Raw genomic sequence first — 26,508 nt, 5'->3', positions numbered from 1 at the left:
CGCTTTTGAAGCGCTGCTGCATCTATGCCGCTGTAGGTTTTTCTTCGGTCGTTCGTCTGGTGACGGGAACGCTGTCCGGAATATCGGAATGAAGGAAATGCAGAAGCGTATCTTGCATCGATGACAGTCGGTGCGCGCTATCGCGCCAGCCGAACGGAATGTCTTTTGGCATGGGCGGAATCCGGCTTGGCTCCTGCCCTTCCTCCAGCTCGCAATTGGCGATGACAACCTGCAAGGCTTCCGTCAGCCAGGGCGGCGGTGGAGCCTCCTTCTTTCGCAGCGCATTGCCCAGCGCTTCACCGAATAGCAGCGCCGATGCGTAAAGGCGGATGCCACGCCGGTCGTACCGACCCGCCATTTCCTTAACCTCGCGCGCCACCAGCCGACCACGCAGCGACCAGCGCGCATTGCTGCGCGCCAGCGCAATACCGTCGCCGAGGGCGATCACTGCCCGGTGCGCGGATGTAAACTGGTTGATTGCACTTTGGGCGCGCACGAGGTCCTGTTTTTCGAGCGCCACTGCCGATTGCTTGAGTCCGTTGGCAAGACGGTCAAGCAGGCCGCGGACGGCCTTGTCGATCAGCAGCACGGGGCTTGGCGTCATCAATATCTGGCTGAACAGCAAGCCGACACCGGCACCGACCAGAACATCGACCAGCCGCGTTATTCCGGCGACCTGCGGTCCCATGGCGAGAACCAGAATCGCAGAGACGCCCGACTGGATGGCAATTGCCGGAGCCATGCCGAAAGAGGTCGCCAGAACCATGGCAACGAATGTCACTATGCTTGTGTGGAAAACCGGAACCGTTTCAGGCAGTAGCAGCGAAAGCTCGCCGACCAAGACGCCTGTCGTGACGCCGACCATCACCCCTATCGCCTGCTTGCCATGGTTGGGCAGGTTCGGCGCCAGGCAAATCACCGCCGTTACCATGGCAAAGACTGGTTTCGGCTGCCCCAGCGCCAACTGGCAGATCAGCCATGCGACACCGCCTGCAAAGGACGCGATCAGGGAGTCACGCCAACTTACCGACCATTGCTGAACGACCTTATTCGCGCGCTGCCGCATAGATCTCTCCATCTGCTTATCGGCAGCTATCTATGGCAGCGCTCCTCTGCCTCAAGACTTGAAGAAACTTTCGTATAGTTCCGGCTTGAAACCGACCGTCAGCTTTCCGTCCTTGTCTAGAACCGGACGTTTGACCATGGATGGCTGTGCCAGCATCAGCGCCCGCGCCTTGGCGGCATCGACGTTTTGGCGTTCTTCCTCGGGCAGTTTGCGAAACGTCGTTCCGGCCCGGTTGAGCAATTGTTCCCACGGAACGCTTTTCAGAAAGTGGTCGAGCGTTTCGCCGTCGAGCCCTTCCTTCTTGTAATCGTGAAATGCGTAGTCGATGCCATGGTCTTCAAGCCAGGTGCGCGCCTTCTTCATGGTGTCGCAGTTCTTGATACCGTAGATGGTCACGCTCATATCCGACTCCTTTGATCGTTTAGAGCGTGATGTTTTCAAGTTGAACCATTATCCCACTCTAAACTTTTGTTTGAGCATGATTTTATCCGAAAACCGGTTCCCACTTTTTGGAATCATGCTCTAGCCGCGATCAAAGGCTATCGAAACACCGGTTTCAACCTTTAAAGCGTGTTGCATCTTACTATATTCAGGGAACACGCTTTAAGCTTTTGTTTTCACGCATGTCTTTATCCCAAAACCGGTTCCCACTTTTGGGAGACATGCTTTATCTGGAATCGTGAAAGATTATGCCCAGCGTATGCCGCTGGCCGGAGCGGATGCGGCTGACACCGTGCCGCATCTTGACGCGATAATCGCCGCGTGTGCCCTGCATCGGACGGTCATTGACCGCGAAACCCACGCCGTCGCCCTGCCGGAGCGGCACGACTTCCGCACGGCTCTGCATCCGGGGGCGCTGTTCGGTCAGCACGAATTCCCCGCCCGTAAAATCCTTCTCCGGTTCGGAAAGCAAAATCGCAACCTGCAACGGAAATGCGATATCACCGTAAATATCCTGATGCAGGCAATTATAGTCGCCCTCTACATATTGCAGGATGAGCGGTGTCGGACGGGTCTGTCCTGCCGCGTGGCACCGGTCCAGAAATTCGTCATGGGTCGGAGGAAAACGGACATCCGATCCCAGTCTCTCACTCCATCGATTGGCGATGGGTGCAAGCTGCGGATAGAGCGTCTGGCGCAGATTCCAAATTAAGGCAGGAATGGGATTTGCGTAATATTTGTATTCTCCGCGCCCAAAACCGTGTTTTCGCATCGAAACAACGGTTCGAAATGCGGCCAGATTGTAGTAGCCAGCGGCTAATTCGCGGCAATCCTGTGGCGAAATTATGTTCCTGAGGATTGTGGCGCCGAACTCATCCAGTTCGGCGCCAATTTTTTGCCAGTCATAGGCGGCGATATTATCCGCCTGCATGGGTTCATTTCTGTTCATGCCTGGCTCTCCCGCTTCAGGAGATCGCGCTTGCGCTCGACGCCCCAGCGATAGCCGGAAAGACCGCCATCGTTGCGCACGACCCGGTGGCACGGAACCGCGACAGCAATCTTGTTGGCCGCACAGGCCTGTGCCACCGCCCGCACCGATTTCGGCGCGCCGATGCGCTCGGCAATATCAGTGTAACTCACTGTTTTTCCGGCAGGAATTTCGCGCAATGCCTGCCAGACGCGCTGCTGGAAAGCGGTTCCCTGCAGGTCGAGTGGCAGGTCGAGGCCAATGCGTGGCGCTTCGACGAAGCCGACCACCTCGGCCACCATGTTCTCGAAATCGCGGTCCGCGCCGATGAGATTGGCCTGCGGAAAACGCTTTTCCAGATCGCGGATCAATTCTTCCGGGTCGTCCCCCATCAAAATGGCACAGACGCCCTTGCCGCTTGCGGCCACCAGAACGGCCCCGAGTGACGACTGACCGATGGCAAAACGAATATCCGCATTCTTGCCACCTTGCTTGTAAGCCTTTGGAGTCATTCCCAAAATCCCATCCGAAGCCTCATAAAATCGGCTGCTGGAATTGTAACCGGCATCATAGATGGCGTCGGTTACACGGATTTCCGGTGCATCGAGCGCCGCCCGCATCTTCTTTGCACGATGCGCATTCGCATAGGCTTTCGGGGTCAGCCCCGTGAACTCCTTGAAAACACGATGAAAATGGGCAGGGCTCGCCTTCACGGAAGCCGCTATTTCTTCAAGGGAAGGCACCTCTTCCGCCATCTCAATGAAGCGGCAGGCGGCAGCTACCATATCGGCGTAACGCGTGCTGTTTTGCGTCGCCAAGGTTTCGGAGAGATGCGGCTTGCAGCGCATGCATGGCCGGAAGCCAGCGCGTTCTGCATCCTCGCAACCGTCGAAGAACTGCACATTTTCGCGTTTTCCACGCCGCGACGGGCATGATGGACGACAATAGACGCCCGTAGTGCGCACCGCATAGACAAATGCACCGTCCGACGCCTTGTCGCGGTCGAGCACTTTCTGCCAGCGGTTTTCATCAGGGTCGTGGGTCTTCATGGTCATAAGGTTCATGTCGGTATTCCTTCAATATGAGCATGAAGGAAGGCTAATGCCACCGCGTCGAAGCTACACTCCGCTGCTTGCTTTCAAATTCGAGACGATATCGTTGCACGTTTTGTCCGCAAGTGAGAACAATTCGGCAATCAGCTCCATCATCTGGCCGGACAGAAACTTGCCTCAACGCACAGTAAAATCAAATCCAGCAACAAAACAGAGAATCAATAAATCTCCTCCCCCGGAAGAAATACTAGGTTTAATTCGACCGCCAATCCGATATTATTTATCGATTAAAATACATTTTCAATAGCACCAAGGAATTTAGAATGGTTAAACAGTTCACATGGGACCCGGATAAATCACAGGTATTTGATAGCAGCTATGAATCTCAAGAGAGCCTTTGCACCTCGGCTGTCTCCTTTTCCAAGGATAACGGAAGCAGCTTCGAGATGAATGCGCCGGGAAAAACGCTGACCTTGAAGCAATCCACAGCGACAGACATTGTTTCCTGGAACCCGACGGCAGACCAAGAAACTCCGGTAATTTCAGTAACCGGTGGAGAAGTTATCTTTGATTTCGCGGGTAATGCACAAACATTATATGTTTATAATCCATTCGGTGACGAAACAATAAAAATACTCAATGGCCGTTTTTTGGTACACAACGTATCAAGCTTTATATCAGAATCTGGGAGAATATATTTAGATGAAAACTCCCTCACACACATTCTAACCTCAGATGTAACGAATTTGACAGGATCAATTCTATATATAAATAGTAGCTCACTAAGTATAGATTCAGAAAATATAAAGTTCGGAGAATTCTCCATCAGCGAGTCGATACTCAATACAAATTCCAAAGTATTGGCACTCGAGGGAAATGATATAAACATCACAAACAGTAAATTAGAATTTTATACAACTGAATTTTATACGAATGGGAAAATGGCTTTTGGCCAGAGAATAACAATATTAGACGCGAGTTTTATAATTTATTCTCAAAAGACATCTATCAGTAATTCTGAATTTGATATTTTTAATGCCAGCTTGCTAGAGATTAGCGGACAAAAGGATGAGGATTTTTCTGAAGGCGCGAGCTTCCGATTCAACTTCATTAAAGACAATGAATCTGGTCCGAATACATCTGAAATTCACTTCAACAATGGAAGTGCATTTCTTGCCAGCAGACTTGGTACTTACGGATTGATTTGCATTAATGGCGTGCCCCAGACCGGGACCAATTGGTCAAAGAATATTTCCTGGGAGATGACGTCGGACAGAGTTCTGATCGTAAAATTGCGCTAATATTCTCAAAGCATCGAAATACGTCTCCGGAGAGTGCGAAAGGATGCGATCGACATACGATGAAGTGGCAAGACAGATATCGACCAGTTTGGCACTCTGGATTACCATTAACGGCCCGCAGCATTATCCGTTTTGAATCAAGAAAGGGCGGCATTTCAACTCCGCCCTTTCACAAATGGTATTGAATTAGGCCTTCCGCGCTTCCTTGATCGCTTCGATCAGTTCCGGCTCCTTCATGACCCCGCCATAGAGCTTGGTACCGATAACGAAGGAAGGCGTACCGCCGAAATTGAAGGCTTCGCCCTGATCCATGTTGCGCTCAAGAATGGCGTTGATGCGCTTGGAATCGGCTTTGTAGGCTGCATTGAGCTTTGCCGGATCAAGCCCACCCTTCTTCAGTGCCGCATCCACCTGTTCCGGCGTAAGACGACCGGGCGTTGCCATCAACGCCTCCATGGCCTTCACATAGTTGCCGGACTTTTCCGCAGCCAGAACGAGACGTGCGGCATAGGCCGACGTGTCACCGAAGATGATCCAGTCCTTCATGACAAGGCGAACATTGCCGTCATTCTTGACCACGCGCATCAGCTCGCCATGCCCCTTCTTGCAATAGGGGCATTGGTAATCGAAATATTCCACGATGGTCACATTGCCGTTCGGGTTGCCCAGAACCGGAATTTCCTTGTCGTAAAGCACTTCCGCAACCGTCGGCACGCGCTGCGCAAGGCTTTCGCCGCCTGAAATCGCAATCGTTGCGGCACCGGCTGCCGTTGCTGCCAGTATCTGACGACGATTCATCATGAGCTTGCTCCTTTCCCCGCCTTTGCTCCAGACTGGGATTTATCCAACACGACGACACGCGCACCGGCGGTGGCGCGCTTGTAGAGATCGAGAATGTCCTGATTGTAGAGACGGATGCAGCCGGACGATGCCGCCTTGCCGACGGACCAGGGCTCGTTGGTGCCGTGGATGCGGTACAGCGTGTCCTTGCCATCACGATAAAGATAAAGCGCACGGGCACCGAGCGGGTTGCGGATGCCGCCTTCCAGACCATTGGCGTATTTTGCGTAATGTTCCGGATTGCGCTTGATCATGTTGGCTGTCGGCGTCCAGCGCGGCCACTGCGACTTGTATGCAAGCTTGGCATCACCCTTGAAAGTCAGACCAGCGCGACCGACACCCACAGAATAACGGATCGCCTTGCCGCCCGGCTGCACGAGATAGAGATAGCGCGCATAGGGATCGACCACGATAGTGCCAACCGGCTCCGTCGTGGCATAATCGACTTCCCGGCGCAGATTGCGATCCGCAATCTTGCTGAGATCAAGTGCCGGAATGAGATTGCCGCGGTCGTTCACCGCGCCATACATGGTCTCATATTCGCTCTTGGCCGTTTGTACTTCCGGTGCCGGTTCGCTGACCGGTTCAACGGCAACAGGCTCCGGCGTGAAAGCAACAGTCTGCGGCATGGTAACGGCAATCGGTCGATCTGCGGATGCGGTCGTACATGCTGCGGCAGCAAAAGGCAGACAGGCAACCACAGCCATCCGTAGCAGCGATCTCCGTGCATCCGGCTTTTCATTCAGTACCATCAATTTCCTTGCCCCCGGGCCATCTTGAAATCCTTTATTTCTAGAGCATTTCCTGTTTTTCCTGAGCCATCGGAAATGCTCTATCTCTTTGTTTTTTTGCATTATCCGACGCAAAACCGCTTCGCAGTTTTGCTGGAAATGCTCTAGTCAGCGCTCACAAGGCCTACCGAACGTTCGATAGAGGCGGTCGTGACATCGCCCACCAATCTGGTCCCCTCCGGTTCTTTGCTGATGCGATCGAAGAAGATCATCGTCGGCGGGCCGGCGACACCAAGCTTTGCCATAAGATCGGCATTGCCGCTGGTAAGCTGCGAAATATCCGCCTTGATGAGCTGATAGTCGCCCAGCGCCTTCTTCACGCTCGCGTCGGGCAAAACCCGGCGCTCCACGGTGGAGCAGCTTACGCACCAGTCCGCCGTGAAATAGACAAGCGTCGGCTTGTCGCCGCGCGCTTCAACAAGTTTCTCCTGAAGGGAAGAAACAGTCTCGACCGGCGCAAATTGCAGCGCGGCCAGATTCTGGTTGCCGCCACGGTTACCGAATGCGGCCAGCGGTTGCAACGGGTCTTTTCCGCCCGAAGCCACGCCGAGCATCAAAATGACGCCGTAAACGAAGGCTGCGGTGCCTATTGTGCGCGCCACAACGCTGCGCCCCGGAATCCTCAGAAACGCGAAACTTGCAGCCCCGAAAAGCAGGAGCGCCCACAGCACCATGTCCACGCCAAGCGGCAGAAGCGGGGCGGCCATGAAGATTGCGGTTGCCAGAAAACCGAAGCCGAAAATCTGCTTCACCGTTTCCATCCATGCGCCTGCGCGCGGAAGCGTGCCAGCGCCAAGCGTGGCGAACGCAATGAGCGGAAGTCCCTTGCCGATACCGAGCGCAAAGAGCGCGGAAGCGCCCAGAGCCACATTGGCCGTCTGCGCAATATAGAGCAGCGCGCCTGCAAGCGGAGCCGTCACGCAGGGGCCGACAATCAGCACGGACGAGAAACCAAGAATGGCTGCCGACCGCTTGGAACCTGTCCGCTGCTGGCCATTGGGGCCAGTACGCGACGAAATTGCGCTGACCCATGAATTTGGAAGCTGTATCTGGAACAGGCCGAACATGGAAAGCGCCAGAAGCGTGAATAGTCCGGCCAGTGCAAGCGCGGTCCATTTCGACTGCAGCACCATCTGCAGATTCTGCCCCGACCAGCCTGCAATTGCACCCACCACGGCAAAGCCCAGTGCGAGACTGACGACGTAGACGGCGGAAAGCACGAAGCCGCGCTTTGCCGTCAGCTTTTCACCTTCGCGGGCCAGCGTTCCGGCAAGGATCGGATAGATGGGAAACACGCACGGCGTGAAAGCAAGCAGAACACCGAAAGCCAGAAACGCCGCGATCACCAGCCCGGTGCCGCCCTGATCGAGCAGTCCTTCGACCATGCCTTTTTCGGGTGCAAGGGCAAACGCCGTATTCTGCTCAACGGTTGGCATAGCAGCTGGAGCAAATACCGATGCCTGCGTCAGCGCTTTGGCCTTCTGCCCCATTTCGCTGGATATGGCGAGCGTGACCGGATCGACGGTTCTGGTTTCCGGACGGTAGCAGATGCCGTCTTCCTGACAGCCCTGATAGGTCAGTTCCACCGGCTGTGCATCTGCTTTCACACTTGCTGTGGCATGGGTGTAATAGACTTCAAGCCGTCCGAAATTCGGATCGTCCTTGGGCTGGCCGGGCTGCGTATCGACGGCAAGCGCATTTCCCTGCCCGTCCTTCGCCTCGATATGATCGCGATAAAGATAGTAACCATCCGCGATCTGCCAGTTCAGCACGAGACGGCCATCCGTATCTTTCAGCACACTCAGGCGAAAAGCCTGATCGACCGGCAACGGGTTCGCTGCCGATGCCGGGCCAAGCGCGAGAAACAAACTGATGAATAAGCCAGCGAGGCCCGTAAAGAAACGCATTACGATTTTCCGCATAAATTCGATTCGGACAAATTGATCATGTTGCAAAAGGCGAATGCTCCGGCCACCTTAAGACAGCCTTAAGCTGGCGCGGTGAAAAGCCCGTGTGCTTCTAATTGTCAATGAAGGCGGAAACAGGAACTCATGCGCATACTCGTGGTAGAAGACGACGCAATCCTCCTCGACGGACTGACCGTAGGGTTGGGGCTTGCCGGTTTCACCGTGGATGCCGTTTCCAATTGCGGCGATGCGGAAGCAGCCCTTGCCGCCCAGAACTATCATGCCGTGGTGCTCGACCTGATGCTGCCCGATGGCTCGGGCCTCGACATCCTCAGAACGATGCGGCGCGGCCGCGACGAGACACCGGTGCTACTGTTGACTGCCCGCGATCAAGTGCCCGAGCGCATTGCCGGCCTTGATGCAGGTGCCGACGATTATGTCGGCAAGCCCTTCGACCTGCATGAGCTTGCAGCCCGCGTGCGCGCAGTCGCCCGACGTGGTGCCGGACGCGCCAATGCCCTGCTTGAATGGCGCGGCGTGGAACTGGACCCGGCGGAGATGTCGGTGCTTCTCCATGGTGAACCCGTCAGGCTGACCCGACGCGAATTCTCGATCCTGCGCGCCTTGATGGAACGGCCGACCGCCACCTTCTCCAAATCCTCACTGGAAGAAGCGCTTTATGGCTGGCAGGAAGAAGTGGAGAGCAACGCGGTGGAAGTCCATATCCATCATCTGCGCTCGAAACTCGGTTCGGATTATATCGAAACGGTGCGTGGGGTCGGCTACCGTCTGGCAGGGGCAAGCGCATGAATTCCATCCGCAGCCGCCTGACCGGCATCCTGATCGGCGTTACCTGTCTCGTGTGGCTTTTCGCGGTGGTGTGGATCCATATCAGCACCCAGTCACAGCTTGAAAAAGTGCTCGATGCGCGCCTGATGGAGGCCGCACGCATGGTCAATTCGCTTCTGACCGAGCACCGTGTGGAGGTTGGCCCGGAAGGCGATGGCGGGCAATTGTCGCTGAAGCCAATGCCGGATTTTCCGCTTTATGACCGGCAGCTGTTCTGCCAGATATGGGCGCTTGACGGCAAGCTGGTGGGACGTTCCGAAAGTGCGCCCGGCGTGCGGCTCACCAATGTTGCAAACGGCTTTTCCGATACGGAAGTTGCGGGTGATCGCTGGCGTGTATTCGCTGTCGAAAATACCCAGCTCGGACTGCGTGTCATGGTCGGCGACAGCCTGAGCGTTCGTGAAAGGCTGGTGCAGAACGTCGTGGCGGGCCTCGTGCTGCCAGCCCTGCTGATGCTGCCCGTTCTGGCGCTCATGATCTGGCTGTGCGTGCGGCGCGGCCTCGATCCGCTGAGCCGCCTTGCGTCCGTGCTTTCCAAGCGGCAGGCGCAGGATCTGCGCCCACTGCCCGAACAGAACCTGCCCAAGGAGATCGCGCCCGCCGTCACCGCGCTGAATGGGCTTTTCCATCGTGTCGAGGAGGCGCGCGAGCGCGAGCGCAACTTTGCGATCTTTGCCGCGCATGAGTTGAAGACGCCGCTCGCCGGACTGAAGACGCAGGCACAGATTGCCGAAGGTGCGAAGGATGAAAAAATGCGCGCCAATGCGGTGCGCCAGATCGCGGCGGGCGTCGACCGCACCAGCCGCCTCACCAACCAGCTTCTGGATCTGGCAGCGCTTGAAACCAGCGATGAGATCGAAGCACCAGCATACGAACCAGTGTGCCAGCTTCTGGTTGCGGTATCCACCGACATGCGGATGCTCGCAGTCCAGCGCGGCATTTCCATCGAATTGCCAGACAACATGCCGCTGGTGCAGTTGCCCTCCCCGCATCTCTTCACGCTTGCTGCTCGCAACCTGATCGAAAATGCCGTCAATCACTCGCCCAGGGATGGCGCCGTGCGCTGCCGGATCGAAGCCGAAGCGGGCAAAGTCAGGCTCACTGTCGAGGATAATGGACCTGGCATTCCCGACAGCGAAATGCCGCATGTAACCGAGCGTTTCTTCCGTGGCGCACATCGCAACGAAACCGGCAGCGGCCTTGGCCTCGCAATTGTGAAAATGGCGGCAGAACGGATGGGTGGCGAATTGCACCTGCAAAACCGCTCACAAGGCGGGTTAAGCGCATCAATCATCGTGCCGGGCACGATTGTCGAATGACATAATACTGCGTCCCGCATCATGATCCGGCTGAAGCGGAATATTGACGAATCCTGAGCAAGGCTCTCTTCCCTATTTTTCGGGCCTTCTGGCAGCTGTCTTTGATTTAGATCAATGACAGCTGCTCTCTAAGCGCTGATAGGAAACCTATCGCTATTGCTGTCTCATCCGAGATGGCTCTTGTCATGCGCTGCGAGGGGATTTCATGAACTACGCCGCTGGAACAGTCCTTTCCGGTCTGGGAGCACTTTTTGCCGTGCTTCTGGCCGGATTTTCCCATGATGAGCTGTTCAGAACCCATATGTGGATTCTGTTCGCTACACTGGCCATCTTCACCATTCTTCTGATGCGAAATGCCAATTACGGCCTGACGCCGAAAAAGGTCGACCAATCCACCTATATGGACGGCCCGATCCGCTACGGCGTCATCGCAACGGTTTTCTGGGGAGTGACCGGTTTTCTGGTCGGTGTGGTTATCGCCGCGCAGCTCGCCTTTCCAGATCTCAATCTGGAACCTTACCTGAACTTTGGCCGCCTGCGTCCGCTGCATACCTCTGCGGTTGTTTTTGCGTTTGGCGGAAACATCCTGATCGCGTCATCGTTCTATGTCGTGCAGCGCACCTGCCGCGCCCGCCTCATCGGCGGCGATCTCGCATGGTTCGTATTCTGGGGCTATCAACTCTTCATCGTGATGGCTGCGACCGGCTATCTGCTCGGCATCACGCAGAGCCGTGAGTATGCAGAACCGGAATGGTATGTCGACATCTGGCTCACCATCGTCTGGGTCGCCTATCTGGTCGTGTTCCTCGGCACGATCCTGAAGCGCAAGGAGCCGCATATCTATGTGGCGAACTGGTTCTACCTGTCCTTCATCATCACCATCGCCATGTTGCACATCATCAACAATCTGGCGATCCCGGTCTCCTTCCTCGGCGTGAAGAGCTATTCGGCTTTCTCCGGCGTTCAGGATGCTGTGACGCAGTGGTGGTATGGCCATAACGCCGTTGCCTTCTTCCTGACCGTGCCATTCCTGGCCATGATGTACTATTTCGTGCCCAAGCAGGCAGAGCGTCCGATCTACTCTTACCGCCTGTCGATCGTGCACTTCTGGTCGATCATCTTTCTCTATATCTGGGCTGGTCCGCACCATCTGCATTACACCGCCGTTCCCGATTGGGCGCAGACGCTGGGCATGGTGTTCTCCATCATGCTGTGGATGCCGTCCTGGGGTGGCATGATCAACGGTCTGATGACGCTTTCCGGCGCATGGGACAAGGTCCGTACCGATCCGATCATCCGCCTGATGGTTGCAGCTATCGCCTTCTACGGCATGGCGACCTTTGAAGGCCCGATGCTTTCGATCAAGGCCGTCAATTCGTTGTCGCACTATACGGACTGGACCATCGGTCACGTTCATGCGGGTGCGCTCGGCTGGAACGGCATGATCACCTTTGCCGCCGTCTATTATCTCGCACCGAAGCTGTGGAACCGCCAGCGGCTCTATTCGATCCGCATGGTCAACTGGCACTTCTGGCTGGCGACGCTCGGCATCGTTCTCTATGCGGCGGCCATGTGGGTTGCCGGTATCCAGCAGGGCTTGATGTGGCGCGAATACGACGATCAGGGCTTCCTCGTCTATTCCTTCGCGGAAACCGTGCTCGCCATGTTCCCATATTACGTCATCCGTACGCTTGGCGGCGTGCTCTACCTCGCCGGTGGCTTCGTGATGGCCTGGAACGTCTATCAGACCATTCGCGGCAATCTGCGCAACGAAGCCCCGATGGGCGGTGCGCAGCCTGCAACTGGCACCACCATGCAGCCTGCCGAATAAGGAGCGTGTGATTTATGTCGATACTAAAGAACCACTCCAAGCTGGAGAAAAACGCAACGCTGCTGCTGATCGCATCGCTCGCCGTGGTCACGGTCGGTGGCATCGTTGAAATCGCACCGCTCTTCTATCTCGAGAACACAATCGAGAAGGTGGAGGGCATGCGCCCCTACTCGCCGCTGGAACTCGCGGGCCGTGACGTCTATGTGCGTGAAGGCTGCTACCTTTGCCACAGCCAGATGATCCGTCCGTTCCGCGACGAGGTGGAACGCTACGGTCATTACAGCCTTGCCGCGGAATCCATGTACGATCATTCGTTCCAGTGGGGTTCCAAGCGCACGGGGCCTGACCTCGCGCGCGTCGGTGGCCGCTATTCAAACGAATGGCACGTGCAGCATCTTGTCCGTCCGCGTGACGTGGTGCCGGAATCGGTCATGCCAAGCTACGCCTTCCTGAAGAACCGTCCACTGGACGCCTCCAACATTGCTGGCAATCTGAAGGCCAATGTGGCGGTCGGTGTACCCTACAGCCAGGAAATGATCGACAGCGCGCTGGACGATCTCAAGGCACAGGCTACGCCCGATGCCGATACATCCGGTGTCGAGGCCCGCTATCCCAAGGCCAAGCTCGGTGATTTCGACGGCAATCCGCAGATGATCTCGGAGATGGACGCACTCATCGCCTATCTCCAGATGCTCGGCACACTGGTCGATTTCTCGACCTACGACCAGTCCCCCAAAGCGAGATAAAGCGGAGATTTAGCGATGGATTACAATACCATGCGCACGTTCGCCGATAGCTGGGGTTTGCTCGGCATGGCGCTCTTTTTCCTCTTCGTCGTCTTCTACGCCTTCCGGCCAGGCAGCAAGCAGATAGCCGACCACGCGAAGGACATTCCTTTCAAGGATGACGCAAATGACTGACAAGCAAATTGACGATGTCACCGGCGTAGCGACGACCGGCCACGAATGGGACGGCATCAAGGAACTCGACAATCCAATGCCCCGCTGGTGGCTGTGGACATTCTACGCCACCATTTTCTGGGCGATCGCCTATGTCATCGCCTATCCCGCCTGGCCGCTGATTTCCAGTTCCACCGGCGGCGTGCTCGGCTGGTCGAGCCGTGGCGCCTTCTGGGAAGAAACCGCCAAGATCGACAGCGAGCGCCAGGGCATTATCGACCAGATCAAGGCCAAGGACGTGCACGAGATTCTGGCTGATGAAAACCTGCGCCAATATGCGATTGCCGGTGGCGCTGCTGCCTTCCGCGTCAACTGCGTGCAGTGCCACGGTTCTGGCGCACAGGGCGCACCCGGCTATCCGAACCTCAACGATGACGACTGGCTGTGGGGCGGTTCCATCGACGACGTTCTGACGACCATTCGTCATGGTGTGCGCTCGAAGGACGATGCCGACACCCGCGTTTCCGAAATGCCGGCTTTTGTCGACGTGCTGGAACCACAGCAGATCCGCGATGTCGCGGCCTATGTGGTGAGCCTCTCCGGCACGCCGCACAATTCGGAAATGGTGCCGGAAGGCAAGAAGGTGTTCGCCGAAAACTGTGCTGTCTGCCATGGCGCGGATGCCAAGGGCCTGCGTGAGTTCGGTGCGCCTAACCTGACAGACGCCATCTGGTTCTATGGTTCCGGCGAGGACGCCATCGTGCGTCAGGTATCGCATCCCAAGCATGGCGTCATGCCCGCATGGGAAACGCGCCTCGGCGATGCGACCGTCAAACAGCTTGCTATCTTCGTCCATTCACTGGGCGGTGGTGAGTAACAATAACTGGCCCCCGCATCGGAACCGATGCGGGGGCCAGATGCTCCCGGCTTAAACGGCAGGTCGGGATACACTTCAAACCACTGCATTGGAACGGACGGCGAATAACCACCCCGCTCTCAATTGTTGCAAGTGCGATCATTCCGGGAAACCAGCTTCTGTCTTTCCGGGATCACGCTTCAGGAGCAAGGCAAATGTCAGACGATGTCGAACGCATTGACGTTCAGGCAGTCAATTCCCCCAAGACCCGCCCCTCTAAGATTGGGCAGTCGCTTTATGCGGCGCGGGTGAAGATTTTTCCGAAGCGTGTGCAGGGCGAATTCCGGCGCTTCAAATGGATTGTCATGCTCATTACACTGGGCATCTACTATCTGACGCCCTGGCTGCGCTGGGATCGCGGTCCCTATGCGCCCGATCAGGCGGTGCTGATCGATCTTGCCAATCGCCGCTTCTATTTCTTCTTCGTCGAAATCTGGCCACAGGAATTTTACTACGTCGCAGGACTGCTTATCATGGCGGGTCTCGGCCTGTTTCTTGTAACGTCCGTCGCAGGCCGCGCCTGGTGTGGATATACCTGCCCGCAGACCGTCTGGGTCGATCTCTATCTGGTCGTCGAGCGCGCCATCGAAGGCGACCGCAATGCGCGCATGAAACTCGACAAGGCACCTTGGACCTTCGACAAGGTCTGGAAGCGGGTTGCCAAACACTCCGTCTGGATCGTCATCGGTGTTCTGACCGGCGGCGCATGGATTTTCTATTTCGCCGATGCGCCGAAGCTACTCATGGATTTCGTGACCGGTCAGGCCGCACCCGTCGCCTATTTCACCGTCGCCATCCTCACCGCCACCACCTATATTTTCGGCGGGCTGATGCGCGAGCAGGTCTGCACCTATATGTGCCCGTGGCCACGCATTCAGGCTGCGATGCTGGACGAAAATTCGCTCACCGTCACCTATAATGACTGGCGCGGCGAACCGCGTTCACGCCATTCCAAGAAGGCGATTGCCGCAGGGGAAACCGTGGGCGATTGCGTGGATTGCAATGCCTGTGTCGCCGCCTGCCCGATGGGCATCGACATTCGCGACGGCCAGCAGCTCGAATGCATCACCTGTGCGCTTTGCATCGATGCCTGCAATTCGGTGATGGACAAGATCGACAAGCCACGCGGTCTCATCTCCTATGCGACACTGGCCGATTACGACTTCAACATGGCGCTCGCGACCAATAATGGCACCGCGCCCATTGATCCGGCACGCGTCTATAAGGCGCCGAACAGCTTCTCGGACAAGGTGCAGAACCTGTCGTGGAAGAAGGTGTTGCGTCCGCGCAGCATGTTCTACTTCGCCGTATGGGCTCTGATTGGTCTGACGCTCGTCATCTCGCTGTCAACACGTCAGCGCATCGGCATCAACGTGTTGCATGATCGCACGCCGCAATATGTGCTTCTGTCGGACGGATCGATCCGCAATGGCTACACGGTCAAGCTGCTCAACATGATCCCGACGCCGCGCACCTTCCGTCTTTCCATCGAAGGTCTGCCGGGGGCAGCACTAACGGTGCAGGACGAAACAGCGGATGCAGACGGCAATTACGACGTGCCGGTGGAGCCGGACCGTCTGAAGACGTTGCGTGTCTTCGTCACCATGCCGCATGATGCGATTACCGATCATCGCAAGGACTATGAAATCGAAGTGCGTGACGCGAACGGCGCGGAACACGCACGCTACAAGGCAACATTCATGGCACCGGAGGGCAGATAATGTCGATCAAGTCGAAAACCTCAGGCACGTTTACCGGCTGGCATATGCTGGGCATCATGCTCGCTTTCTTCGGTGTCATTATCGCCGTCAATCTGACCATGGCCTATAATGCCATCCATAGCTGGAGCGGGCTGGTGGTGAAGAACACCTATGTCGCCAGTCAGGAGTTCAACGACAAGGCACAGACCGGCAAGGAGCAGGCCGCGCTGCAATGGCAGTCGAAGCCTGCTTTTGAAAATGGTGTCTTTAACTGGCAGTTGGCCGACCATGAAGGCAAGGCCATCGTCATGACCGGAGGTACGGTTGAATTCAAGCGCCCGGTTGGCGACGTGAATGACACCAAGGTCACGCTGACAGTCCGCGAACCCGGCGTGCTGACCGCTCCGCTGGAACTGGGCGAGGGTGCATGGATCATGGAAGTGAATGCCGATGCCGGTCTTGCAGACCCCTATCGCCATATCATCCGCGTTCTTGTGAAGGACGGGAGGATGCTATGAGCTGCTGCGTCGAGAATGCACAGATAGCGACCGTTGTTCAGGCCGTCTCGGTAGATGAAATGCAGGTCGCAAGCCGTGCGCTTGGAGATGGCTTTCGCCAGCTCGACCTGTCGGTTCCCGGTGTTCATTGCGGCCTGTGCATCAAGAATATCGAGGAGACGCTCGGCAAGATCGCGGGCGTTGTCTATGTCCGCGTCAACCTGACGGCGCGCCGCGTCACCGTGCGCTGGAAAGATGGCGAGACGCCGCCCGATGTGGTCGATCCGCTGCGCAGGCTCGGTTATGAAGCGCATATCTTCGACATGGCGCAGGACAAGGATCCGACCTTCACGCGGCTCCTGATCGCACTTGGCGTCGCGGCCTTTGCTTCGAGCAATGTCATGCTTTTATCGGTCGCGGTCTGGTCGGGCGCGGATGCCGCGACACGCGACATGTTTCACTGGATTTCCGGCCTCATCGCCCTGCCGACGCTGATCTATTCAGGTCGCATTTTCTATGTTTCTGCCTGGAATGCGCTGTGCGCACGGCGCGTCAACATGGATGTGCCGATTGCACTCGCAATCACGCTTGCCTTCGGCATGAGCGTTTATGAGACGATGAACCATGGCCAGCACGCTTATTTCGATGCATCGGTGACACTGCTGTTCTTCCTGCTGATCGGCCGCACGCTCGATTACATGATGCGCGCCCGTGCCCGTTCCGCCGTGCGCGGTCTGGCACAGCTCGGCAGCCGCGGCGCCGTGGTGATCGGCGAGAATGACGAGCGCAATTACCTGCCGGTCAACGAAATCCGCCCCGGAATGCGCATCATTCTTGCCGCTGGCGAACGCGTCCCCGTTGATGCCAAGGTGGAGGAAGGCCGTTCGGAACTTGATTGTGCCATTGCATCGGGTGAAAGCGATGCGGTCCCGGTCGGTCCCGGCTCGGATATTCGCGCGGGCACGCTCAATCTCTCCACGCCGCTTGTCATCCGCGCTACGGCGGAAGCCAAGGATTCCTTCCTTGCTGAAATGGTGCGACTGATGGATGTCGCCGAAGGCGGCCGCGCTTATTATCGTCGTCTTGCCGACCGTGCTTCCGAACTCTACGTGCCGATGGTCCATACCATCGCCTTTGCGGCCTTCGTCGGCTGGATGATCTACACCGGTGGCGACTGGTATCGCTCGATCTATATCGCGATCTGCACCCTCATCATCACCTGCCCTTGCGCGCTCGCCCTTGCAGTGCCGATTGTGCAGGTGGTTGCGGCCCGTCGCCTGTTCGAAAACGGCATCATGATCAAGGACGGCTCCGCCATGGAACGGATGGCCGAGATCGACACTGCCATTTTCGACAAGACCGGCACATTGACCCTCGGTCAGCCGAGACTGATTAATGCCGATGCGATTGATCCCCACAATCTCGAAATCGCAGCCGAGCTGTCGCTTTATTCGCGCCATCCTTTGTCGCGCGCGCTTGCGTTGTTTTCGGGCGCAAAACCGATGACTGCCTTTACCCGTATCGAGGAAGTGCCGGGCGCAGGCATCGAAGCGGAACTGAATGGCTCCATCTATCGGCTTGGCAAGCGGGACTGGGCGGATGGTACCGCTGCCATGCCTCATGCCGATGGCCCTGAAACCTGCCTTTCCATTGATGGCAAGCTGGTTCAGACCTTCCGTTTTGAAGATCAGCCGCGCGAAGACGCTGCCGGAGCCATCGCCACACTGAAGCGCAACGGCCTGAAGCTTGGCATCATTTCCGGCGACAGGCTGCCTGCCGTCGAGAGGCTTGCAGGTTATCTCGGCGTCGACAATTTTCAGGCTCAGGTACTGCCTGCCGACAAGTCGGAGCTGGTGCAGAAGCTGTCGAGAGAAGGCAGCAAGGTTTTGATGGTCGGCGACGGATTGAACGATGCTCCGGCCCTTGTCGCCGCCCATGTTTCCATGGCCCCGGCGACGGCAGCCGACATTGGCCGCAATGCAGCGGATTTCGTCTTTCTGCGCGAAAGCTTGTCGGCAGTACCGCTTGCCTTTGCCGTCTCGAAGGAAGCGGGCCGGTTGATCAGTCAGAATTTTGCGCTTTCCATCGGCTATAATATCATAGCCGTGCCGATTGCGATTTTTGGCTATGTCACCCCGCTGGTGGCTGCGCTTTCGATGTCGCTATCGTCCATCGTGGTGGTCAGCAACGCATTGCGGTTGCGGGCCGGAAAACAAAAGCAACAGACGCAGAAGACCATCGCGCCTGTTGCTATCATCAAGGAAGCGCACAAATGAGCGGACTTCTCTTTCTCATTCCAATCGCGCTGTTTCTGGGCCTGCTTGGCCTTGTCGCCTTTCTCTGGTCGTTGAAAAACGGCCAGTATGACGATCTGGATGGGGCAGCCAGTCGCATCCTGTTGGACGACGAGTCTAAGCCACTATCAAAATAGCTCTGAGATCATTGACATTCGTGCCGGTTGGCCCCGGTACGAACAGATCCCCGATGGCGTCGAATGCCGTCCATGCATCATTGGCGTTGAGCCGCGCCGCGCCATCCTCGCCCGCTTTTTGCAGACGCAAAACAGTGGAACCATCAGCAAAGGCTCCTGCATTGTCCTCCGATCCGTCGATACCATCCGTGTCAGCGGCCAGCGCATGGATATTGTCATAACCATCAATATCGAGGGCAAAAGACAGCAGGAACTCGCTGTTGCGTCCGCCCTTGCCGCCCTTGCCGCGAATGGTGACGGTCGTCTCACCGCCTGACAGAATGACCACTGGCTTCCTGAACGGGCGGTCACGGTCGGCCACCTCGCGGGCAATCGCCGCATGAACATGCGCCACTTCCCGCGCCTCGCCCTCCATCGCATCGGAGAGGATCACCGCTTCGACGCCATGACGCGCTGCTTCCTTCACCGCCGCTTCCAGCGAAACGGCAGCGGAAGCAATGACGCGCACTTCGTTCCTCGCAAAAACCTTGTCGCCCGGCTTTGGCGCGTGAGCCTTCTCGCTCTTGATGTGCGCAAGCACAGCATCGGGCAGTTCAAGACTATAGCGTTCGATGATCTTCAAAGCCTCATCGCGGTTTGTCTCGTCCGGCACAGTCGGGCCGGAAGCCACGAAGGCCGGATTGTCGCCCGGAATGTCCGAGACAACGAGCGAAAAGACCTTTGCCGGATGCGCGGCTGCGGCGAGCCTGCCGCCCTTGATCGTCGACAGATGTTTGCGGACCGCATTCATGGCCGAAATCGGCGCACCGGAGGCGAGCAGGATCTTGTTGACGGCGATTTCGTCCTCAAGCGTCAATCCTTCCGGCGGCGACGGCAGCAAGGCAGACCCACCACCGGAAACAAGCGCTACCACGAGGTCATCTTCCGTCAGGTTCGACACTGCATCGAACAGCCGCTTCGAGGCTTGAAGTCCTGCTTCATCAGGAACCGGATGCGCGGCCTCGATAATCTCGATACGCTCGCAGGGCGTGCCATAGCCGTAACGTGTAATCACCACGCCCTCCAGTGGAGCTTCCCAGGCACGTTCGAAAGCCGCCGCCATCTGCGCCGATCCCTTACCCGCACCGATGACAATCGTTCGTCCCTTCGGCTTGGCCGGAAGATTGGCGCGGATCACCAGTTCAGGATCGGCAGCCGCGACAGCGGCATCAAAAAGGCTGGTCAGAAATTTCTTCGGATCGGAGATGGCTGTCATGAGATTCCCAGCTTTGATTATCGTTTGACGGCACTATTTCGTGCCTCGCATATAAAATCAATGGAGCCGGCCACCTCCTCCAAGCAGCCAGCTCCACCCTCTCCCTCCAGAGAAATCAAATCCCTGAGTTAGGCTACCTCGTGGTTTGCCATGCGTTCAAGCGCACGCACGAGACCGGAATGGTCGAGACCATCATCGCCATGCGCCGCGCAGGAATTGAACAGTTCCTGTGCCATGGCCGTGTTCGGCAGCGAAACACCGAGCGCCTTTGCGCCTTGCAGCGCAAGGTTCAAATCCTTCTGGTGCAGCGAAATGCGGAAGCCCGGATCGAAGGTCCGCTTGATCATGCGTTCGCCATGCACTTCGAGAATGCGGGACGATGCAAAGCCACCCATCAGGGCTTCGCGCACCTTTGCCGGGTCTGCGCCTGCCTTGGAAGCGAAAACCAATGCTTCGGCAACAGCCTCGATATTGAGTGCGACGATGATCTGGTTTGCAACCTTGGTCGTCTGGCCATCACCGCAATCGCCGACGAGCGTGATGTTCTTGCCCATGAGCTTCAGGAGCGGCAGAGCGCGGTCGAACGATTCCTGCGAGCCGCCAGCCATGATGGAGAGGCTGGCATTCTTCGCGCCGACCTCACCGCCCGAAACCGGTGCATCGACATATTCGCCACCTGTCGCACGGACCTTCTTCGCAAATTCCTTCGTCTCGATGGGGGAAATCGAGCTCATGTCGATGAGCAACTTGCCTTTGCCAAGGCCACCGATCGCGCCGCCCTCACCGAAAATAACTTCGGCTACCTGCGGCGTGTCCGGCAGCATGAGGATAATGGTGTCGCACTCTTCGGCAACAGCCTTCGGCGTTTCCAGAATTTGCAGACCGTTGTCGATCAGCTCCTGGCGTGGTGGAGGATTGAACCGGGAGGTGAAGAGCTGATGTCCCGCATCCTGCAAATGACGCGCCATCGGCGTGCCCATGATCCCCAGTCCGATGAAGCCTATCTTGGCCATGTCGCTTACTCCCTAATCAAATTTATGCGGTCAGCCGTTCTTTATGCGGTCAGCCGTTCGGCTTCATGGTTCTTGAACCAGCCGAGGCCTTCTTCAGTGGTGGTCTTCGGCTTGTATTCGCAGCCGATCCAGCCCTTGTATCCGGCGTTTTTCAGTGCTTCGAACACGTTCGGATAATTGATCTCACCGGTGCCCGGCTCATTGCGGCCCGGATTATCGGCAAGCTGAACATGGGCAATCAGCGGCCTGTAACGTTCATACGTTGCAACCAGCTCGCCGCGTGTCCGCTGCTGATGGTAGAGATCGTACTGGATGAACAGGTTGTTGCTGCCCACTTCGTCGATGATCGAAACCGCCTGCTCCACCGTGTTGAGATAGAAGCCCGGAATATCATAGTGGTTGATCGGCTCGATCAGCAGGCGAATGCCATGCTTGCCCAGTTCCTTTGCCGCCAGACGCAGATTGCTGACAAAAGTGGCGCGCAAAACGTCCGGATCGACACCTTGCGGGGCAATGCCGGAAAGGCAGTTGACCTGCGAACAGTTGAGCGTCGTGGCATAATCGATGGCATCGGCCACACCGCGCCGGAAATCATCGACGCGATCCGGCAGAACCGCAATGCCACGCTCGCCGCCAGCCCAATTGCCCGCAGGCAGATTGTGCAGGACCTGCGCCAGATTATGCTTGGTCAGCGCCGCCTTCAGCTCATGCCGGTTGAATTCGTAAGGGAAGAGATATTCCACCCCGGTGAAACCGGCCTTTGCGGCCAGTGCGAAGCGGTCCATGAAAGGCACTTCATTAAAAAGCATTGTGAGATTGGCTGCAAATCTCGGCATTTTCGCCTCCTTATAATTCTCTATTTGCGCAATTCTGGAAAAAGCCATTTCGCAATTTTCCTGGAATCACCCTCAACCTTGTTCTTTTCCCTCATCCTGAGGAGCCTCCCGAGCTTGTCGAGGGGAGGCGTCTCGAAGGGCGAGGGAAAATGCACCGTGCCTGCCCTCGTCCTTCGAGGCTTCGCTACGCTCCGCACCTCAGGATGAGGGGGAAACGAAGTCGTAAATCGACGTTACGTTAATCCAAAAGTGCTGCGATAGCGGTCGGCGCATCTTCGCCACGTTCGGCCAGTTCCTCGAATTCGACAACCTGATCGATGTCGACACCCATGGAAATATTGGTAACGCGTTCCAGAATGAATTCCAGAACCACCGGCACCTGATGCTCCGCCATAAGCGCTTTTGCCTGTTCAAAACTTTCGGCAAACTGGTTGGGGCTGCGAACCCGGATCGCCTTGCAGCCGAGGCCTTCGGCGACAGCCACGTGATCGACGCCATAGCCCTTTTCCGCGTCGCCATTGGCATTGATGTTGTCGAAGGCGAGGCTCACCTCGAAATCCATGTTGAAGCCGCGCTGCGCCTGACGGATCAGGCCGAGATAGGAATTGTTCACGACCACATGAATGTAGGGCAGCTTGTGCTGTGCGCCGACCGCCAGTTCCTCGATCATGAACTGGAAATCATAGTCGCCGGAAAGTGCCACAATCGGACGGTCAGGATCGGCAGCACGCACGCCGAGCGCTGCTGGCAGCGTCCAGCCGAGCGGACCGGCCTGACCGCAATTGATCCAGTTGCGTGGGCGATAGACATGCAGGAACTGCGCGCCCGCGATCTGGCTGAGGCCGATGGTCGTGACATAGCAGGTATCGCGACCGAACGCCTTGTTCATCTCCTCATAAACACGCTGCGGCTTGAGCGGCGTCTGATCGAAATGCGTCTTGCGCAGCATGGTGCGCTTGCGTTCGCCACATTCCTTGGCCCAGTCCGACCAGTCACGCAGCTTACCGGCAGACTTCCATTCGGTCGCAACGTCCAGCAGCAGCTTCAGCGCCTTGCCTGCATCCGAAACGATACCGAAGTCCGGTGCAAAGACACGGCCGATCTGCGTCGGCTCAATGTCGATATGGATGAACTTGCGATCTTTCTTGTAGGTCTCGACGTTGCCCGTATGACGGTTTGCCCAGCGGTTGCCAATGCCGATGACGACATCGGAGGCCAGCAAATTGGCATTGCCATAGCGGTGCGAGGTCTGCAGACCGCACATGCCTGCCATCAGTCGATGGTCGTCGGGAATGACGCCCCAGCCCATCAGGGTCGGGATGACCGGAACGCCTGTGATTTCGGCGAACTCGACCAGAAGATCGGACGCATCGGCATTGATGATGCCACCACCAGCGACGATCAGCGGACGTTCCGCCTCGTTAAGCATGGCGAGCGCCTTTTCGGCCTGTGCCCGCGTGGCAGCAGGCTTGTAGGCTTCCATCGGCTGGTAAGTGTCGATGTCAAATTCGATTTCGGCAAGCTGGACATCAATCGGCAGGTCGATCAGAACCGGGCCGGGACGGCCCGACTTCATGATGTGAAACGCCTTCTGGAAAACAAAAGGCACCAATGCCGGCTCCATAACCGTGACCGCCCACTTGGTGACAGGGGCTGCGATCTTGGCGATATCAACGGCCTGAAAGTCTTCCTTGTCGAGACGCGCACGTGGCGCCTGACCCGTGATGCAGAGGATCGGGATCGAGTCGGCGGAAGCCGAATAGAGACCCGTGATCATATCCGTTCCGGCGGGGCCGGAGGTGCCGATGCAGACGCCAAGATTGCCATGCTTTGCGCGGGTATAGCCCTCGGCCATATGCGAAGCACCTTCGACATGACGCGCCAGTATGTGGCGGATCGAGCCGCGCGCTTTCATCGCCGAATAAAATGGATTGATCGCTGCGCCCGGTACACCGAAAGCACAATTGATCCCTTCTCTTTCCAGCACAAGCACGGCTGCATCGACTGCACGCATTCTGGCCATGACGGCTCCCTCCTCAAGCGGCGTCCGTTCCTGTGGAACGGCTATTGCCGCTTTGTTTCTTTTTCTCACGCATTTCCAGACGCAAACGGCTTACGCATTTTTGCTGGAAATGCTCTGTGGAATTAATCTCCATTTACAAAAGCTAATATCAAAAAATGGAAATGCATACCATTATATGGAAATAAAGATTTTCAACGGAATGGAGATAATCCGTCGATGCCTTTCCGAGTAGCAATGGATGCGATAGTGGTAATTCGTGAGTTTAGAGCGTGGTTCGATCTGATTGAATCAGATCACACTCTAACTGTTTGTTTTGACGCGCATCTTGTCCGAAAACCGTTTCACACTTTTCGGGATGCGCTCTAAGGCGGGATTCGGAGAACGATGATGGAACAGGCAAAGGTAAAGCGGGGCCGCAAGGCGGCGGAAAACGCCGCGCCCTCGTCTGTGCAGGTTCTGGACCGAAGCCTGAAGCTGCTGGCATTGATTGCCGAGAATGACGGTTCGACACTGACCGACCTTGCCGATGAAAGCGGTATGGCGCCCTCCACCGTGCACCGCCTTCTATCGTCGTTGGCAAATCATGGTATGGTTTCCCACGATCTGGAAAGCGGAGATTGGACCATCGGCGTCAAGGCTTTCGAAATCGGCAATGCCTTTCGCCGGTTCCGCAAGCTCGGCATTCTAGCGCGGCCTTATCTCAAGACATTGATGGAAACGAGCGGCGAAACCGCCAATATCGGCGTCGAGGACGGCGGCGATGTCGTGTTCATCTCGCAGATCGAAAGTCATGCGCCGATGCGCGCCTTTTTCCGGCCCGGACGGCGCGGGCCCATCCATGCATCCGGCATCGGCAAGGCCATATTGTCCACCTGGTCGGACAAGGAAATCGCGCACGCTCTTTCGGGGCGCACACTTGAACATTTCACGCAACGCACGCTCGACAGCCTGCCAACACTCTTGAAAGACATTCAGGCAACCCGCACCCGTGGCTGGTCGGTTGATGATGAAGAACATACGCTCGGCATGTGCTGCATCGCCGCTCCCATCTTCAATGAATATGGCGAGGCGATTGCTGGTATTTCCGTTTCCGGCCCTGCGGTGCGCCTGCCGAAAAAGAGGCTCGAGGAGTTCGGGCCGCTGATCCGCTCCACCGCCGACGAGCTGACCCGTGCCATGGGCGGCAAACGCCCGGAAGAGTTTTAACAAAAAGACCCGCAGCGGATCGCTCCGCCACGGGTCATCCTCCTCCAAGGATTGGAGTAATCAGGCCAGTTCGGCCTTGAGCGGCTTGCCAGCCACATAGGTTTCGACGATGGCGCGGTCATCGCCCAGCGTCTGCAACAGGAACAGTTCCTGCTCCAGCGTCGCGCCAGCCGCCATGCGAAGCCGCATCGGCGATGTGGCCGATGAATCCAGCACCACGATATCCGCTTCCGTGCCCTCGTCGAGCGTACCGATCTTGTCTTCCATCGACAGCGCACGGGCATTGCCCAGCGTCATCATGTAGAATGACTGGAACGGGTTCAGACGCTGTTCGCGCAGCTGGAGGACTTTGTAGCCCTCGTCCATAGTGCGCAGCATGGAGAAACTCGTGCCGCCGCCGACATCGGTCGCCACCGCCATGCGCACGCCCGATGCTTTCAAGCGGTCGCGATCGAAAAGACCCGAGCCGAGGAACATATTGGAAGTCGGGCAGAAGACGGCAATCGAACCGGTTTCCGCCATGACGCGCACTTCGCGCGGCTCCAGATGGATCGAATGGCCGAGCAAGGTTTTGTCGCCCAACAGGCCGTAATGCTCGTAAATGCCGAGATAGTCCGGCGCTTGCGGGTAAAGCGACTTGGTAAAAGAGATTTCGTCGTGATTTTCCGAAAGATGCGTCTGAATGTAGCTGCCGGGATGCTCACGAACAAGCGCCTGGCTTGCCTCAAGCTGCTCCGGCGTGGAGGTAATGGCAAAGCGCGGGGTGATCACATAATCGAGGCGGCCTTTGCCCTGCCAGCGTGCGATCAGCGTCTTCGTATCGTCATAGCCGGACTTTGCCGTGTCGCAGAGTGCTGGCGGCGCATTGCGATCCATCATGACCTTGCCGCCGAGCATGCGCATGTTGCGATGTTGCGAGGCGCGGAAATAAGCATCGACGCTCTGCGGATGTACCGAGCAGTAAGCAACCGCCGTGGTGGTGCCGTGGCGGATCAGCTCGTCAAGAAAGCGCTCCGCAATGAATTCGGCATGCTGCTCATCGGCAAATTTCTGTTCAGCGACAAACGTATAGGTGTTGAGCCATTCCAGCAGATTGGCTGCATAAGAAGCAACCACCTGCGTCTGCGGATAATGGATATGCGTATCGATGAAACCGGGCAGGATCAGGTGCGGGCGATGGTCGGCGACGTTGACGTCGCGGCCTGCCATGCTGCTTACTTCAGCATAGTCCCCGAGGCGCAGGATACGGCCATCTTCGACAAGAACAGCGCCGTCCTCGATATAGCGGTAAGCGGCATTGTCATCGAGGCTCTGCGGTTCGTCACGAAAGGTCAGCACACGGCCGCGGATCAGAAGCTTGGTCATTTT

Annotated in this window: 24 protein-coding genes; 12 read left to right on the top strand and 12 right to left on the bottom strand. The window is 57.0% G+C overall.

Translation table 11 applies throughout. The features are described 5' to 3' along the window. Positions 1-22: 22 nt before the first annotated feature. The 4 genes from CES86_RS15240 to ada all read right to left on the bottom strand — a co-directional run bounded on the left by CES86_RS15240 (position 23) and on the right by ada (position 3,538). Positions 23-1,066 (bottom strand): FUSC family protein, encoded by a 1,044-nt coding sequence (locus CES86_RS15240; RefSeq protein WP_094514833.1) that lies wholly within the window; start codon positions 1,064-1,066, stop codon positions 23-25. 51 nt (positions 1,067-1,117) lie between these two features. Then, complete coding sequence (locus CES86_RS15235; protein WP_012090762.1) at positions 1,118-1,468, bottom strand: ArsC family reductase; 351 nt, start codon at positions 1,466-1,468, stop codon at positions 1,118-1,120. Between the two features lie 265 nt (positions 1,469-1,733). After that, entirely contained in the window at positions 1,734-2,456 is a 723-nt protein-coding gene (locus CES86_RS15230; protein WP_094514832.1) for a 2OG-Fe(II) oxygenase, read from the bottom strand. Beyond that, positions 2,453-3,538, bottom strand: coding sequence for a bifunctional DNA-binding transcriptional regulator/O6-methylguanine-DNA methyltransferase Ada (ada, locus tag CES86_RS15225; RefSeq protein WP_094514831.1), 1,086 nt, complete (start codon positions 3,536-3,538; stop codon positions 2,453-2,455). Before ada ends, CES86_RS15230 begins: the two co-directional genes overlap by 4 nt. Positions 3,539-3,849: 311 nt before the next feature. Between ada and CES86_RS15220 the strand changes: the two genes are divergently transcribed. After that, on the top strand, positions 3,850-4,827 hold the full coding sequence (locus tag CES86_RS15220; protein WP_094514829.1) for a hypothetical protein: 978 nt from the start codon (positions 3,850-3,852) through the stop codon (positions 4,825-4,827). A 186-nt stretch (positions 4,828-5,013) separates the two neighbouring features. Here CES86_RS15220 and CES86_RS15215 read toward each other — a convergent pair whose 3' ends face one another. The 3 genes from CES86_RS15215 to dsbD form a co-directional block, all read right to left on the bottom strand. Continuing rightward, positions 5,014-5,628: a DsbA family protein gene (locus tag CES86_RS15215; RefSeq protein ID WP_094514827.1), complete on the bottom strand. Its 615-nt coding sequence runs from the start codon at positions 5,626-5,628 to the stop codon at positions 5,014-5,016. Continuing rightward, the gene (locus CES86_RS15210; protein ID WP_012090757.1) at positions 5,625-6,419 is read right to left on the bottom strand and encodes a L,D-transpeptidase; all 795 of its coding nucleotides are present in this window, start codon (positions 6,417-6,419) and stop codon (positions 5,625-5,627) included. Before CES86_RS15210 ends, CES86_RS15215 begins: the two co-directional genes overlap by 4 nt. 143 nt (positions 6,420-6,562) lie before the next feature. Further along, positions 6,563-8,365: a protein-disulfide reductase DsbD gene (dsbD, locus tag CES86_RS15205; protein WP_094514826.1), complete on the bottom strand. Its 1,803-nt coding sequence runs from the start codon at positions 8,363-8,365 to the stop codon at positions 6,563-6,565. A gap of 144 nt (positions 8,366-8,509) precedes the next feature. Here dsbD and CES86_RS15200 point away from each other — a divergent pair, with 144 nt between their 5' ends. The 10 genes from CES86_RS15200 to ccoS all read left to right on the top strand — a co-directional run bounded on the left by CES86_RS15200 (position 8,510) and on the right by ccoS (position 18,807). Further along, positions 8,510-9,175 carry a response regulator gene (locus tag CES86_RS15200; protein ID WP_012090755.1) on the top strand — a complete coding sequence of 222 codons (666 nt, stop codon included), beginning with the start codon at positions 8,510-8,512 and terminating at the stop codon, positions 9,173-9,175. Beyond that, positions 9,172-10,533, top strand: a complete 1,362-nt coding sequence (locus CES86_RS15195) for an ATP-binding protein (RefSeq protein WP_094514824.1) — start codon at positions 9,172-9,174, stop codon at positions 10,531-10,533. Before CES86_RS15200 ends, CES86_RS15195 begins: the two co-directional genes overlap by 4 nt. A 205-nt stretch (positions 10,534-10,738) precedes the next feature. Then, a complete protein-coding gene (gene ccoN / locus CES86_RS15190) occupies positions 10,739-12,364 on the top strand; it encodes a cytochrome-c oxidase, cbb3-type subunit I (RefSeq protein WP_094514823.1) in 1,626 nt (541 codons plus the stop codon). 14 nt (positions 12,365-12,378) lie between these two features. After that, the gene (ccoO, locus tag CES86_RS15185; protein ID WP_010658291.1) at positions 12,379-13,110 is read left to right on the top strand and encodes a cytochrome-c oxidase, cbb3-type subunit II; all 732 of its coding nucleotides are present in this window, start codon (positions 12,379-12,381) and stop codon (positions 13,108-13,110) included. A gap of 15 nt (positions 13,111-13,125) precedes the next feature. Further along, positions 13,126-13,284: a CcoQ/FixQ family Cbb3-type cytochrome c oxidase assembly chaperone gene (locus CES86_RS15180; protein WP_010658290.1), complete on the top strand. Its 159-nt coding sequence runs from the start codon at positions 13,126-13,128 to the stop codon at positions 13,282-13,284. Then, on the top strand, positions 13,277-14,140 hold the full coding sequence (gene ccoP, locus CES86_RS15175) for a cytochrome-c oxidase, cbb3-type subunit III (RefSeq protein WP_012090752.1): 864 nt from the start codon (positions 13,277-13,279) through the stop codon (positions 14,138-14,140). The genes CES86_RS15180 and ccoP overlap by 8 nt, the downstream gene beginning before the upstream one ends. A gap of 194 nt (positions 14,141-14,334) precedes the next feature. Beyond that, on the top strand, positions 14,335-15,900 hold the full coding sequence (gene ccoG, locus CES86_RS15170) for a cytochrome c oxidase accessory protein CcoG (protein WP_094514821.1): 1,566 nt from the start codon (positions 14,335-14,337) through the stop codon (positions 15,898-15,900). Further along, positions 15,900-16,397: a FixH family protein gene (locus tag CES86_RS15165; protein ID WP_094514820.1), complete on the top strand. Its 498-nt coding sequence runs from the start codon at positions 15,900-15,902 to the stop codon at positions 16,395-16,397. Before ccoG ends, CES86_RS15165 begins: the two co-directional genes overlap by 1 nt. Beyond that, positions 16,394-18,652, top strand: a complete 2,259-nt coding sequence (locus CES86_RS15160; RefSeq protein WP_094514818.1) for a cation-translocating P-type ATPase — start codon at positions 16,394-16,396, stop codon at positions 18,650-18,652. Before CES86_RS15165 ends, CES86_RS15160 begins: the two co-directional genes overlap by 4 nt. After that, positions 18,649-18,807, top strand: a complete 159-nt coding sequence (gene ccoS, locus CES86_RS15155; RefSeq protein WP_010658285.1) for a cbb3-type cytochrome oxidase assembly protein CcoS — start codon at positions 18,649-18,651, stop codon at positions 18,805-18,807. The genes CES86_RS15160 and ccoS overlap by 4 nt, the downstream gene beginning before the upstream one ends. On the opposite strand, the gene CES86_RS15150 is transcribed toward ccoS, so the two are convergent. The 4 genes from CES86_RS15150 to gcl all read right to left on the bottom strand — a co-directional run bounded on the left by CES86_RS15150 (position 18,788) and on the right by gcl (position 23,934). Continuing rightward, complete coding sequence (locus CES86_RS15150) at positions 18,788-20,062, bottom strand: glycerate kinase type-2 family protein (RefSeq protein ID WP_094514817.1); 1,275 nt, start codon at positions 20,060-20,062, stop codon at positions 18,788-18,790. The two genes, ccoS and CES86_RS15150, sit on opposite strands and share 20 nt — an antisense overlap. Positions 20,063-20,190: 128 nt before the next feature. After that, positions 20,191-21,075, bottom strand: coding sequence for a 2-hydroxy-3-oxopropionate reductase (locus CES86_RS15145; protein ID WP_012090747.1), 885 nt, complete (start codon positions 21,073-21,075; stop codon positions 20,191-20,193). A 41-nt stretch (positions 21,076-21,116) separates the two neighbouring features. Then, positions 21,117-21,911 (bottom strand): hydroxypyruvate isomerase, encoded by a 795-nt coding sequence (gene hyi / locus CES86_RS15140; protein ID WP_012090746.1) that lies wholly within the window; start codon positions 21,909-21,911, stop codon positions 21,117-21,119. 238 nt (positions 21,912-22,149) lie between these two features. After that, positions 22,150-23,934: a glyoxylate carboligase gene (gene gcl / locus CES86_RS15135; RefSeq protein WP_094514815.1), complete on the bottom strand. Its 1,785-nt coding sequence runs from the start codon at positions 23,932-23,934 to the stop codon at positions 22,150-22,152. A gap of 387 nt (positions 23,935-24,321) precedes the next feature. On the opposite strand from gcl, the gene CES86_RS15130 reads away from it, so the two are divergent. Beyond that, a complete protein-coding gene (locus CES86_RS15130; protein ID WP_094514814.1) occupies positions 24,322-25,140 on the top strand; it encodes an IclR family transcriptional regulator in 819 nt (272 codons plus the stop codon). Between the two features lie 60 nt (positions 25,141-25,200). Here the strand turns inward: CES86_RS15130 and guaD are convergent, their stop codons facing one another. Beyond that, positions 25,201-26,505, bottom strand: a complete 1,305-nt coding sequence (guaD, locus tag CES86_RS15125; protein WP_094514812.1) for a guanine deaminase — start codon at positions 26,503-26,505, stop codon at positions 25,201-25,203. Positions 26,506-26,508 lie beyond the last annotated feature (3 nt).

This window comes from Brucella lupini (genome assembly GCF_002252535.1).
GTDB classification, from domain to species: Bacteria; Pseudomonadota; Alphaproteobacteria; order Rhizobiales; family Rhizobiaceae; genus Brucella; species Brucella anthropi.
The sequence above is the reverse complement of the archived record's forward strand: the minus strand, read 5'-3'. Positions and strand labels throughout refer to the sequence as shown.